General features: G+C 67.7%; 11 protein-coding genes and 1 tRNA gene. 5 read left to right on the top strand and 7 right to left on the bottom strand.

All coding sequences use genetic code 11. From position 1 onward, the window contains the following. The first annotated feature begins 64 nt into the window (after nt 1–64). Nucleotides 65–1,054: a MarR family transcriptional regulator gene (locus tag RIB52_RS05820; protein WP_350173847.1), complete on the top strand. Its 990-nt coding sequence runs from the start codon at nt 65–67 to the stop codon at nt 1,052–1,054. Here RIB52_RS05820 and RIB52_RS05825 read toward each other — a convergent pair. From RIB52_RS05825 to argH, 4 genes are read right to left on the bottom strand one after another with little or no spacing between them, the layout of a single operon-like run. Then, the gene (locus RIB52_RS05825) at nt 1,051–1,896 is read right to left on the bottom strand and encodes a precorrin-2 dehydrogenase/sirohydrochlorin ferrochelatase family protein (RefSeq protein WP_350173849.1); all 846 of its coding nucleotides are present in this window, start codon (nt 1,894–1,896) and stop codon (nt 1,051–1,053) included. The genes RIB52_RS05820 and RIB52_RS05825 overlap by 4 nt on opposite strands. A gap of 15 nt (nt 1,897–1,911) precedes the next feature. Then, nucleotides 1,912–3,168 carry a diaminopimelate decarboxylase gene (lysA, locus tag RIB52_RS05830; protein ID WP_350173851.1) on the bottom strand — a complete coding sequence of 419 codons (1,257 nt, stop codon included), beginning with the start codon at nt 3,166–3,168 and terminating at the stop codon, nt 1,912–1,914. A 23-nt stretch (nt 3,169–3,191) separates the two neighbouring features. After that, a complete protein-coding gene (locus tag RIB52_RS05835; protein ID WP_350173853.1) occupies nt 3,192–3,440 on the bottom strand; it encodes a hypothetical protein in 249 nt (82 codons plus the stop codon). After that, a complete protein-coding gene (gene argH, locus RIB52_RS05840) occupies nt 3,437–4,831 on the bottom strand; it encodes an argininosuccinate lyase (RefSeq protein ID WP_350173897.1) in 1,395 nt (464 codons plus the stop codon). The genes RIB52_RS05835 and argH overlap by 4 nt, the downstream gene beginning before the upstream one ends. Nucleotides 4,832–4,895: 64 nt before the next feature. Here argH and RIB52_RS05845 point away from each other — a divergent pair, with 64 nt between their 5' ends. Beyond that, the gene (locus tag RIB52_RS05845) at nt 4,896–5,489 is read left to right on the top strand and encodes a TlpA family protein disulfide reductase (RefSeq protein WP_350173855.1); all 594 of its coding nucleotides are present in this window, start codon (nt 4,896–4,898) and stop codon (nt 5,487–5,489) included. A 157-nt stretch (nt 5,490–5,646) separates the two neighbouring features. Here RIB52_RS05845 and RIB52_RS05850 read toward each other — a convergent pair. Further along, nucleotides 5,647–5,722, bottom strand: a tRNA-Val gene (locus tag RIB52_RS05850). A gap of 180 nt (nt 5,723–5,902) precedes the next feature. Between RIB52_RS05850 and RIB52_RS05855 the strand changes: the two genes are divergently transcribed. Further along, nucleotides 5,903–6,760 (top strand): hypothetical protein, encoded by an 858-nt coding sequence (locus RIB52_RS05855; RefSeq protein WP_350173857.1) that lies wholly within the window; start codon nt 5,903–5,905, stop codon nt 6,758–6,760. Then, the gene (locus tag RIB52_RS05860; protein ID WP_350173859.1) at nt 6,757–7,755 is read left to right on the top strand and encodes an asparaginase; all 999 of its coding nucleotides are present in this window, start codon (nt 6,757–6,759) and stop codon (nt 7,753–7,755) included. Before RIB52_RS05855 ends, RIB52_RS05860 begins: the two co-directional genes overlap by 4 nt. Nucleotides 7,756–7,801: 46 nt before the next feature. Here the strand turns inward: RIB52_RS05860 and RIB52_RS05865 are convergent, their stop codons facing one another. Then, the gene (locus RIB52_RS05865) at nt 7,802–8,191 is read right to left on the bottom strand and encodes a hypothetical protein (RefSeq protein WP_350173861.1); all 390 of its coding nucleotides are present in this window, start codon (nt 8,189–8,191) and stop codon (nt 7,802–7,804) included. 124 nt (nt 8,192–8,315) lie between these two features. Here RIB52_RS05865 and RIB52_RS05870 point away from each other — a divergent pair, with 124 nt between their 5' ends. Then, nucleotides 8,316–9,593, top strand: a complete 1,278-nt coding sequence (locus tag RIB52_RS05870; RefSeq protein ID WP_350173863.1) for an NADH:flavin oxidoreductase/NADH oxidase family protein — start codon at nt 8,316–8,318, stop codon at nt 9,591–9,593. A 68-nt stretch (nt 9,594–9,661) separates the two neighbouring features. Here the strand turns inward: RIB52_RS05870 and RIB52_RS05875 are convergent. After that, on the bottom strand, nt 9,662–12,041 hold a 2,380-nt coding region (locus RIB52_RS05875), incomplete at its 5' end, for an autotransporter domain-containing protein (protein ID WP_350173865.1).

Genomic DNA, 12,041 nt, shown 5'->3' on the forward strand with positions numbered 1-12,041 from the left:
GTCGGACTTGACTTGATCGCCCTTTGTTCTACTCTCGTTCTCACCAAGCGAAAGGGCGATTCGAATGAGTGCGAGCGATTTCACCTACGACCCGGCAAGCGATGCCGCCGGACTTCCCTCTCGCATCGCCGTTTTCGCCGATGGTTCGCCGCGACGCGCGGAAATGCTCGGCGACCTTGCCGGGGCCGGTTTCCGCACGATCGACGCCGGCGCGCTGGGCGGGCTCATCGACGGGCCGATCGCATTGATGGGCGATGTCGTGCTGGTCGATTGCCCCGATGTGGAGGCACGACACCTTGCCGCGCTGACCCGGCTCGACATGCGCGTTGCCCAGTCGGGGGCGCGGTTGATCGTCTCCACGTCGATGCAAGCGCTCGATGATGTCTTCGCCGCGCTCGATCAGTGCGAACCGCAGATCCTCGTCACGCCGAGCCGGGCGGACCGGATCGTTGCGGTCGGACGCGCCATGGCCGACATCGCCGATCCGCGCGTGCGCGAGTTGACCGAAGAAGATCGTCTCAGCCTGCTGCGCCTGTCGCAGCAGGTCGAAGCGATCGCGAGCAAGCTCGAAGGCCTTTCGGGCAGCGCTGCCGGGTTCGCCCCGCAGGGACAGGCCCTGTCCGGTCCGGCAGCACGCTCCGCATCGGATGCGGCCGCACGCCAGCCTTCGAGCCCGGCGCGGCTTTACGATTCGCAACACCCTCCCCTGCCCGACCCGCGCATGGTGCGAAAGCTCATCGCTGCGAGGCGGGCGCGCTCGCGCTTCTTCGACGCGGCGCTGTTCGCCGATCCGGCCTGGGACATGCTGCTCGATCTCGTCGCCGCCCATGGCGAAGGCCGGCAGGTCTCGGTCACTTCCCTGTGCATCGCGGCCGAAGTGCCTGCGACGACGGCGCTGCGCTGGCTGAAGCAGATGGTCGATACGGGCATCTTCCGGCGGATCGCGGACGAAACCGATCGCCGCCGCGCCTTTATCGCCCTGTCCGAGAGCGCTCTCGAGGCGATGGCCCGCTATTTCGCCGAAATCGAGGTGCCGCTCGCCGAGGCGGCCTAGCCCGCGGCATTTTCGCGGCGCAGGATGACCGTAAGCCCGCCGCCTTCCGATCCCGAGACGTCAGCCATGCAAGCCGGCCTGCCATTCGCCAGGCAGGAAACGCCGTCACAGGTCACGCGCTGCGCATCGGCCCGCGCCCGCGCAAGGATGGCTGGGGATACGGTCGCATCGGCGCAGACCCGGTCGGCTTCGCCAAGCAGACGGGCCTGCCTGAGAGTGAGATCCTCGGGGTCGTCGCTGTGGATCTCGAATTCGACCGCGAAGGGTGGCTTTGTCTCCGCGACCCCTTCGACCCAATCCGCGACCCGCTCGTGGGAGGCGGGATCGAGCGGGTCCAGCGTGCCGCCTTCGCCGAGAGCCGCATCGATCGCCCGGCGCCGCTCGGTCCCGTCGGGAAAGCGTTCGCGAAGTCGCGGGCGCGCAGCGAAAAGCCCCTCGGCGAGACGGCCCAACGAGGCCGGGAGCAGGCGTTCGAGCCTTAAGCGGACATGCTTGGCGAGCCCCGCCGATGCGCCGCCGGTCCCGATCGCGATGAGCAGCGGGTTTCGGTCGAGCACGCTCGGCGTGGTGAAATCGCACAGGTCCGGCCGGTCGACGACATTCACCAGCATACCCGCGCAACGCAGGTTGATCGCCGCCACCTCGCACGCCTTCGCATCCTCGAACGCGACAAAAGCGAGTCGCACACCTTCGTCGATCGCGCCCTGCATCTCGGTGGCGATCCTCCCGCCCGCACGTTCGACCAACCGCCGCTTCGCCTCGGCTGCCGGCCCGTCGCCGAGCACCAGCACGGGCTGGCCCGCGACCCGGTGGAACAGCGGGAGACTGGCGAGTTCGGGCATGTCAGGCGCGCGCGCTCACAGCCATTCCGGCACGCGTTCGGCGTCCATGATCGCGCTCGCCTCGATACGGTCCGCAACGACCGCATAACGGTCCCCGTCGGCCAGCACTTCCGCAACGAAACCCCGTGAATTGTAGCTCGATGCCATGGTCGCCCCGTAGGCACCTGCGGTTCGGAACACTGCGAGATCGCCGGCGGCCAGCCGGTCGCAGTCGCGCCCCATGGCGAAGGTGTCGCCGGTTTCGCAGATCGGGCCGACGATGTTGCCCGTCATGCTCTCGCCCGTAGGTTCGACCGCGACGAAATCGTGATAGGCTCCGTAAAGGGCGGGCCGCGCAAGGTCGTTCATCGCCGCATCGACGATCACGAAGGGATGGTTGAGCCCGCGCTTCACCCGCACGACGCGGGTCAGCAGCACACCCGCATTACCCGCGATCACCCGGCCCGGCTCGAAAATCAGGGTCACGCCCCAATCCTTCGTCACCCTTGCGACCATTTCGCCGTATTCGGCCGGGCTCGGCAGCTCCTCGCCGCGCCTGTAGGGCACGCCGAGACCGCCGCCCAGATCGACATGGGTGATGGTATGCCCCGCCCCGCGCAGGGCCTCGACCAGCTCGCCGAGCTTGCCGAAAGCGCGTTCGAGCGGGGCGAGATCGGCCAGCTGGCTGCCGATATGAACCGCGATCCCGCGCATTTCGACACCCGGAAGGCTCGCCAGTTGGCCGAAGATCTGGCCCGCCTGGTCGATCGGCACGCCGAACTTGTTGTCCGCCTTGCCCGTCGAGATCTTGTCATGCGTGCCCGCATCGACATCCGGGTTCACACGCAGTGCACAACGCGCGCACCGCCCCATGCCGTGCGCAATGCCGGCGAGCTCCTCGCCTTCCTCTGCGCTTTCGATGTTGAACTGCCCGATCCCCGCCTCCAGCGCGGCGGCGAGCTCACTCGCCGTCTTGCCGACGCCCGAGAACACGATCTTTTCGGGCGCGATCCCGGCGGCGAGCGCACGCCGCATCTCCCCGGCCGAGACCACGTCCGCCCCATAGCCCTGCCCCTGCAGCACCTTGAGCACGGCGAGGTTGGGATTGGCCTTGACCGCGAAGGCGATCAGCTTGTCCGGCACGCCCTCCAGCGCCTCGCGGAAGACGCGCGCATGCCTCTCGAGCGTGGCGCGCGAATAGACGTAGACGGGCGTGCCCACCTCTTCGGCAATGCGCGGCAGGGGAATGTCCTCGGCGTACATGACACCGCTGCGATATTCGAAATGGTCCATGGGTCCTGTGGCCTGGAAGGGGTCTATTCGGGGGGAAGGTCGAAGGGGTCGTCCTCGCGTTCTTCCGAACGGCGGCGCAGTTCGACCGAGCGTTCGGGAGCGGCAAGGGCATCGAGTTTGAGCAATTCCTCGGCATCGGGCGGACCGGGCGCACCATAAGGAGCGGGCGGCAGGCTTTCGCCCGGCGGCGGGGCCAGCGGTGCACGCGCCCCGCACGCGCCGAGAGCTGCGGCGAGCAGCACGAAAACGATTTTCCGCGTCCTGCCGGTCATTCGCCCGCCTCCTCGCCTGCCGCCATGCCGAGCGCACAGCGCGCCCGCTCGACCTGCCGCCGCACTTCGGCGGGCGCGGTGCCGCCATGGCTCATGCGCGCAGCGACGGAGGCATCGACCGACAGCGCCTCGAACACGCGCCCGTCGATCCGCGCGTCGATAGCCTGCAGATCTTCGAGCGAAAGCTCGTCCAGTGCCGCGCCGCGACTGTCCGCGAGCTTGACGACCGCGCCGGTAATGTGGTGCGCCTCGCGGAAGGGAATGTTCGCCTCGCGCACCAGCCAGTCGGCAAGGTCGGTCGCGGTGGCATAGCCCATCTCGGCCGCATGCCGCATGCGCGCAGTCATGAAAGTGGCATCGGCGATCATGCCGGTCGTTGCCGCGATCGAAAGCGCCATCAAGGAAGCGGCCTCGAAGACCGGCGGCTTGTCGTCCTGCATGTCCTTGGAATAGGCGAGCGGCAGGCCCTTCATCGTCACCATCAGCGCGGTCGCGCAGCCGATCACCCGGCCCGCATGACCGCGCACCAGTTCGGCGGCATCCGGGTTCTTCTTCTGCGGCATGATCGAAGAGCCCGTCGAAAGGCTGTCCGGCAACCGTACGAAGCCGAAAGGCTGGCTCGCCCACAGCACCAGTTCCTCGGCCAGGCGCGAAAGGTGCATGGCGCAGGTGCTCGCAGCGAAGAGGTAATCGAGCGCGAAATCCCGGTCGGAGACGGCATCGAGCGAATTGGCGGTCGGCCTCTCGAAACCCAGCGCCTCGCTGGTGATGAAGCGGTCGATCGGAAAGCCTGTCCCCGCGAGCGCGGCCGATCCCAGCGGGCATTCGTTCAATCGCGCGCGCGCATCCGCAAGGCGCGACCGGTCGCGCCGGACCATTTCGTAATAGGCCATCAGGTGGTGGCCCAGAGTCACCGGCTGGGCGGTCTGGAGATGGGTGAAACCGGGCATGATGTCGCCTGCGTGTTCGCCCGCGCGGGTGACGAGCGCGCGCTGCAAGGCGGCGAGGCCTTCGTCCATCTGGTCGATCGCCTCGCGCACCCACAGGCGGAAATCGGTCGCCACCTGGTCGTTGCGGCTGCGCGCGGTGTGGAGGCGCCCGGCAGCCGGCCCGATCAGCTCGGCCAGCCGCGCCTCGATCGTCATGTGGATGTCCTCGAGGTCCCAGTCCTCGGGCACGCCTTCGCGTTCGTATTCGGCGGCGATCTCGGCGAGCCCGTCGCTGATCGCGCGCGCATCCTCGGCCGAGACGATGCCCTGTGCGGCAAGCATCGCGACGTGCGCCTCGGATGCGGCGATGTCCTGCCGCCACAGCGCCTTGTCGAACGGGATCGAGGCATTGATTTCGCGCATGATCGCGCTAGGGCCTTCGGCGAAACGTCCGCCCCACATCGCATTGCCCCCGCTCTCGCCGGGGGAGGCGGCTGCGGGCGCGGACCGGGAAAGGGTGCCCTTGATGTTGCGTGTCTCGTTCATTCTCGCCGCGATGGTCTGTGCGCTCGGCGGCTGCGATAGGGCGAGCGAGGGCGAGGCGCAACCGGCGAGCGCGCCCGCTACGCGTGGTGCGAGCGGCGAGGCGGGCGATCCGGAGGCCCTGGCAGGGATCGTCTCGCGCGATTTTGCGGGCACGCCGCTGCCCGATTTCACCGTTGCCGATCCTGACGGACAGCAGCTCGATCTCACCGCTCTCGAAGGCCGCCCGGTCCTGCTCAACCTGTGGGCGACATGGTGCGCGCCCTGCGTGGTGGAGATGCCGCTGCTCGACGCCCTGGCGCGCGACGCGGCAGGCGAACTCAGGGTCGTGACCGTCAGCCAGGACATTCGCGGGGCGGAAAAGGTCGTGCCGTTCTTCGAGCAGCGCGACTTCGCTGCGCTCGAGCCGTGGCTCGACCCGGACAGCGAACTTGCCGTGCGCATGAGCGAGGGCGGCCAATTGCCGCTCACCGTGCTCTATGACGCCTCCGGACGCGAAGTGCTGCGCGTGGCGGGCGGTTATGAATGGGATTCGGCCGAGGCGCGCGCGCTGATCGACGAGGCGCTGGCGGACTAGGGGTCGGGGGAGAGAAGTCACCCGGCGGCCTTTCGCAATCGGCAGTTTCGACCCGAAATCCGCCCCCCGGATGGCGGTGACGTGTCCGAACCCCTCCCTTGCGGTCGGGAGCAATCCGGCCGAAATCGTCCCCGGACGATTTCGAGTCGCGGATTGCTGGTGGGCGATGACAGGCTCGAACTGCCGACCCTCTCGGTGTAAACGAGATGCTCTACCAACTGAGCTAATCGCCCCTATGCAGGACAAGGCGATTACGGTGCGGCGGAAAGCCGGTCAAGCACCCGCTCCCGGCCCACGGACCGGGCGGGCCTGGTTCCGCCCGCTTTTCTTTGCCTGGCGCTCGCGGCAGGCCTAGGGGCTGGCCCGCGAGCAGGCGCGGTGCATGCATGGTGCAGGGGAAAAAAAGCTTGGCGATGAAGGTTGAAATCAAGACATGGGCAGCGCTCGGCCTTGCGGGCGCCCTGGCGGGCTCGGGCATCGCCGGATGCAGCGATGAAGCACCCGAGACGGAGGGTGACACCGACCGCGTTGCCGCAGGCCTGCAGCCCGGCCCGGAGGGCGAAGGCGGCGAAGGCGGTGAGGCCGGTGAAGGGGGCGAAAGCGGCGAAGGCGGGATCGATGCCGCCGCCGCCGCGCGCGATCCGGTCGCCTACCTGACCGCCCTCGCCGTGGCCGAGGCGCACGCCATTGCCGCCTGGGAGGCCTATCTTGCGGGAAAGACCGATCCCGCCGCCGAAATGTTCGGCCATCCCGTCACCGAGGTGCTGGCGGAGATGGAGCCGGTTCTCACCGAACGCGGTGTCGCCGACCTCGCCCCGCGCTTCAACGAGGCCTCGCAGGCGGTGCTCGACGGGCGCAGCGAGATCGAGGTGGGCGAACGCTACGGCGCGGTCATCGCCGCGCTTGAACGAGCCGAAGAAAACGCCCCCGAAACCGGCGTGGACGGGGCGCAAGTCGCATCGCGCGTCGTCGCCGACTTGATAGAGCGTGCCGCCGCGATGTATCGCGAGGCGCAAAGCTCCCGGCGCTACGAGCCCTATCTCGACGGTTACGGCTTCTACCGCGCTGCGGCCAGCGCGTTCGAGGATGCAGAGCCCGCTATCCTTGCCGCGCGACCCGATCTCGCCGCGCGCATCCGCGAAGCGCTCGAACTGCTCGCCGCCGCCTATCCGGGGGCCGAGCGGCCGGAAACGCTTGACGGGGAGCCGGGCAAACTGATCGCGGCGGGCTCACGCATTGCGCTGGCGCTCGACAGCGCGGCGCAGCAATGACGCACGCACACCCGCGCCCCCGCATCCTCGTGCTCGGCACGGGGGGCACGATCGCCGGGGCCGCCCGCTCGCGCACGGGCAAGGCCTATGGCGCGGGCGAGGTCGCGCTCGAGACGATGCTGGATGAGATCGGCACGCTGGAGCTGGAGGCGGAACTGGCGGCGCGCCCCATCGCGCGGATCGGCTCGCAGGATATCGGCTGGAAGGAATGGGACGCGCTCCACCGCGAAATCGCGGCCGCGCAGGCCGATCCCGAAATCGACGGGGTAATCGTTACCCACGGCACCGATACGGCGGAGGAGACGGCCTTCCTGCTCGACCTCACCCTGCCTGCGGGAAAGCCGGTCGTGCTGGTCGGGGCGATGCGCCCTTCGGACGCGGTGGGCAGCGACGGGATGCGCAATTTCGCCAATGCGGTGCGGGTGGCGGGCGATCCCGAAAGCGCCGATCGCGGCGTGCTGGTGGTCATGGCCGACACGGTCTTCGCCGCCGCCGACGTGCGCAAGGCGGCCACCGCCAATGTCGATGCGTTCCGGGGTTATCCGCGCGGGCCGCTGGCGCGCGTCACCCCGTCGAGCCTCGACTGGTTCGCGCCCACCCACCGCACCGGAAGCGCCGCGCGCTTTGCCTGGCCCGATGCCCTGCCGCGCGTCGGGATCCTGACGGCCGGGGCGGGCATGGACGAAAAGCCGGTCGAGGCGCTGCTTGGCATCGGGTGCGCCGGTCTCGTGCTGGCCGGCATGGGCCAGGGCAATGCGCCGCAAGTGGTGATCGAGGCGCTAGGACAGGCGGCGGCCGGAGGCGTCCCCGTGGTCCGCTCGGCACGGGTCGACGAAGGCATGGTCGACCGCAATGTCGAGGTGGACGATGACGCACACGGCTTCGTCGCCGCCCGAGCGCTGGGCCCGGCCAAGGCGCGCGTGCTGCTGATGGCGCTGATCGCCAACGGGATCACCGAGCCGAAGCGAATCCAGCTGGCATTCGACGGCAGGTGAGCGAGCGGCGCTGACCCGCCGCCTGCAGGGCGCGAACCGCACCCCATCACGCCCCGGGTGGCGGGGCGAGGCCGATATATTGCATCAGGCATGCCTGCCCGACCATGACGGCGAGCCAGTGCAGCCCCGCGGAGATCGTCTGGCCGAGGCGCATTTCATAGGCCATGAACGTGACCCACAGCACCGGCACGACAAAGCCGATCCAGATTACCACCGCACTGCCCAGCGCCATCACCCATTCGCCCGCCTGCGGCGGGGCGAGGATCAGCGCGCCGGCGAGGATGGACGCGAGCCAGAATTCGGCCAGCGCCGCCGCGGCGAGCGTCCTCCAGCCGGGCAGCAGAATGTCCGATGCGCGCAGCCAGACGAGGCCGATGGCCAGCCCCACGAGGGTCGCTGCGGCGATCGGCAGCAGGTTCAGTATAATATAGATCATGATCGGCCTCTTGCCTTCCCAACGCGCGCGCGCCGGCATGGTGCCGACGCGACTCTCGCTTGAGCGTCAGCCGGGGATAGTCCAGACAGCGTGTGCTTTTCAGCAGGAGCGGAGGGATATGGCCATGCTTGATACACCTATCACCCTGCCCTGCGGCGCGGTTCTGCCCAATCGCTTGGCGAAGGCGGCCATGACCGAAGGGCTCGCCACTCCCGAAGGCGTGCCGACAGGCGCGCTCGAACGGCTCTACGGCCTGTGGTCGGATGGCGGGGCGGGCCTGCTCATCACCGGCAATGTTATCGTCGACCGCGACCATCTGGAAAGGCCGGGAAATGTCGTGATCGATCGCCCGCCCGATGCGGCCATGGCCCGTGCGCTGGAGCGCTGGGCGATGGTGGGGACGCGCGCGGGCAATCATCTGTGGGCGCAGATCAGCCATGGCGGGCGGCAGGTCCAGAAAAGCGTCAATCCTGCGCCCAAATCCGCCTCGGACGTACAATTGGCGCTTCCGGGCGGCCAGTTCGCCCGGCCCGTGCCGCTCACGCGCGATGAAATCGCGGAGCTTGTCCGGCGGTGGGCAATCGCGGCGAAGGCGTGCCGGGACGCTGGCTTTACAGGGGTGCAGGTGCACGCCGCGCACGGCTATCTCGTCTCGCAATTCCTCTCCCCGCGCGCGAACCTGCGCGACGATGACTATGGCGGCAGCCTCGAAAACAGGGCGCGTTTCCTGCTCGACATCGTTCGCGCCGTGCGCGCGGCGGTGGGGCCGGAATTCCCCGTCTCGGTGAAGCTGAACAGCGCCGATTTCCAGAAGGGCGGCTTTGCCTTTTCCGACAGTCTCGCGGTTGCAAAATGGCTCGAGGCGGCGAGCGTCGATCTGATCGAGATTTCGGGCGGGACCTACGAACAGCCCAAGCTGATGGGCATGGAAGGCATGGAAGAAGAGGAAGCGCAGGACATCGCCCCCTCGACCGCCGCGCGCGAGGCCTATTTCGTCGATTTCGCCAAGGCGATGCAGGACGAGGTCGCCGTGCCGCTGATGGTGACGGGCGGCTTTCGCACCCGCGCAGCGATGGTGCAGGCGCTGGAGATCGGCGCGGCGGACGTGATCGGGCTGGGCCGGCCGATGTGCGTCATGACCGACGCGCCGCGCCGGTTGATCGAGGGACTGGAACGCCTGCCGCGCTATGAGGACGATCTCGAGGTGATCCCCGGGTGGCTCGGCTTTCTCAAACGCTTGCAGATGATGAAGGCGGTGAACGGCTTTGCCGGGATGGCGTGGTTCTACCAGCAGCTATGGAGCCTCGGCCATGAGGGTCACGGCGAGGACCTTGCGCCGTTCAAGGCCTTTCTCGCTCTCGAGAAGCGCAACAAGGCAATCCTGGCCGCGCGTTCGGACTGATCCGGGCGACGAAAGGTAAGGGGCCGACCGCTCGCGCAGCCGGCCCCCAACCTTTTCGATAAGGCGGATCAGAAAACGATGCGTGCGGTCGCCCTGGCCGAATGCGCCCGGTATCCCTGATTGAAATCGCCGAGATAGCCGAGATCGATCGCGAAGCTCTCCGATACGTCGATCGATGCGCCTGCGGCCAGCTCGAAGCGATCGCGCTCGCGCAGGGGCAGCACCGTGAAGAACGTGCCGAGCTGCGATGAGCTGAGGCGGAAGCTGCGCTCGCTGTCGGTAAGGTCGTGAATCACCGTGCCGGACACGAAGCCGCTAACGCCCTCGGAAAGCTGGGCTGCAATGTCGAGCCCGGCGCGCAGTTCAACGAACGCCGCGTCGCCGCGTTCGACGGTGAAACCGAAGCCGCCGCTTTCGGTAACGTCGTCGAATTCGATCCGCGCCGCGTTGACGCCGATCGTCGGGGTGACCGAGATGTTCTCATCGGCGATCAGGTCATAGCCTGCAGTGGTCCGCGAGGTGAGCCCGTCGAAGTCGTAATTAGAGCGAATCGCGCCCAAAGCCCCGTCGCGCCGGCTGTCGATCTCACCGGTGAGATAGCCGATCTCGGTGTTGATGAAGCCCCGCCCGAGGAAGGCGACGGCCATGTAGGCGCCGAGCTTGATGCTCTCCGCTTCGTTCAGCTCGGTCGGGATCCTGTCTCCCCGCACATCCCGCGTCTCGATGTCGGCATAGCTCGCCAGCAGGCCGAGCCGCACATCTTCCATGAGCGCGAAATCGGCGCCGACGGTGAAGACCAGCTGGTCCGAATTGTAACCGTCGGCTGTCAGCGAGAGACTGTCCTGCTCGGCCCCGCGCACCGCGATCTGGCCCCAGACCCCGGTGCCCTCGCCCGCAAGGTGCCGGTCGAGAGCGGCCGATGCGAGATTCGCTGTCTCGAAAATCTCGCGTCCCATACCCTCACTCAGCGAAGGCAGCGCGTCCGCGCCGGCAATTCCGAGAGCGGTGGCGTCCGGCAGGGCGTTGAGCTGGGCGAGGATCGCGCCGTCGACCGTGCCCGCATTGGCGCCGACGCGCAGGGCATTGCCGAAAGCGGCGAGATTGCTGTCGGCCGAATTCACCAGCGGGTTCACCGCACTGACCTGCACCGCGAGCGAACCGATGACGGCCCGATAATCGAGCAGCAGGTCGTCGTCGAGGATGTTCACGGTAGCGCCATTGTTCGTGAAGCCGGCACCGTCCTGAAGCACCGTGACCCGTTGCCCGACAAGCGCGAAGTCGAGCGGCGTGGCGATCGTCAGCGTGCCGGTTTCCTCGAGCGTGATCGACCCGGTCGCGGTAAGGCTGTCGACCCCGAGATCGACGAGCACCTCGCCGACATGGATCACGTTGCCGTCCACCGTGCGGTTGCCGTCGATGGCGAGGTCGTTCAGCGTCCCGCCCAGGGTCGAGCCGAGCTGAAAGGTCTCGAAACCGGCAAAGTTGTCGCTGTCGAGCGTGCCCGCGAGGATCGCGGTGTCATCGCCCACGCCGCCGCTGATGCCGCCGGTGACCGACGAATTGGACCCTTCGAGGATGAACAGGTCGTCGCCCGCCTCGAGGTCGATCCAGCCGTTCACGACCGCGCCGCTCCACTGCTGGAATTCGTCGTCGCCGAAGCTGAGGAGGACGGCGTCCCTGCGGCCGGTCACCGGGTTTACCGCATTGGCGGTGATGGTGCCGAAATTGACCACCGTCTGGTCGCCGAGATTGGGCGCCGAACCGGGCTCCGAGCCGCCTTCGCCGTCATCGACGAAATTGCCCGAGCTCGCATTCACGCCGATATCGCCGCGGATGATGCCCCCGGCCATGTTCATGACCGTGCCGTCCATGTTGGCGCTGGCATCGTCGAGACCGTCGAAATCGATCCCCGCATCGAGCTCGCGATTGGTCAGGCCCGGATCGGAAAAATCGCCGCCCGGATCGCTGCCCAGGCTCTCGATGATGCCGGTGTTGATGATCATGCCGTTGTCGAGCTCGACCGCGTCGTTCTCGCCGCCCCGGATAAGGCCGTTATTGGTGATCATCACGTCCGCGCCGCCATCGATCGCATCGTCCATCGGCGCGATGATCTCTCCGTCGTTCACCACGGTCAGGCCCGGCCCGTCGGCTTCGACCGCCTCGTCCATCGTGCTCACGATCCGCCCGGTCGCGGTGTTGGTGAGGGTGAAATCCGCCTCGCCTTCGACACCCTTCCAGTCGGACGTGATCAGCCCGCTGTTCGTCACCGTCAAATTGTCGCCCGCATCGACGATCTTGGTGTCGAAACCGTCATTCGAGATCGTGCCCGCGTTCACCAGCACCAGGTTGTCGCCGGTCTGGATCGTGTCGTTGTCGCCGACCGTGTTGATCAGGCCGCCGGCCTCGTTGGTGATCGTCGCATCGTCTTCGAGATTGATCGCGCGGCCA

Source organism: Erythrobacter sp., assembly GCF_040217515.1.
GTDB lineage: Bacteria > Pseudomonadota > Alphaproteobacteria > Sphingomonadales > Sphingomonadaceae > Erythrobacter.

Bases quoted from the DNA above. Each gene is read 5' to 3' on its own strand.
- lysA (WP_350173851.1), bottom strand. From the start codon at position 3,168: ATGGACCATTTCGAATATCGCAGCGGTGTCATGTACGCCGAGGACATT.
- argH (WP_350173897.1), bottom strand. From the start codon at position 4,831: ATGTGGGGCGGACGTTTCGCCGAAGGCCCTAGCGCGATCATGCGCGAA.
- RIB52_RS05855 (WP_350173857.1), top strand. From the start codon at position 5,903: ATGAAGGTTGAAATCAAGACATGGGCAGCGCTCGGCCTTGCGGGCGCC.
- RIB52_RS05860 (WP_350173859.1), top strand. From the start codon at position 6,757: ATGACGCACGCACACCCGCGCCCCCGCATCCTCGTGCTCGGCACGGGG.
- RIB52_RS05835 (WP_350173853.1), bottom strand. From the start codon at position 3,440: ATGACCGGCAGGACGCGGAAAATCGTTTTCGTGCTGCTCGCCGCAGCT.
- RIB52_RS05865 (WP_350173861.1), bottom strand. From the start codon at position 8,191: ATGATCTATATTATACTGAACCTGCTGCCGATCGCCGCAGCGACCCTC.
- RIB52_RS05845 (WP_350173855.1), top strand. From the start codon at position 4,896: ATGTTGCGTGTCTCGTTCATTCTCGCCGCGATGGTCTGTGCGCTCGGC.
- RIB52_RS05825 (WP_350173849.1), bottom strand. From the start codon at position 1,896: ATGCCCGAACTCGCCAGTCTCCCGCTGTTCCACCGGGTCGCGGGCCAG.
- RIB52_RS05870 (WP_350173863.1), top strand. From the start codon at position 8,316: ATGCTTGATACACCTATCACCCTGCCCTGCGGCGCGGTTCTGCCCAAT.
- RIB52_RS05820 (WP_350173847.1), top strand. From the start codon at position 65: ATGAGTGCGAGCGATTTCACCTACGACCCGGCAAGCGATGCCGCCGGA.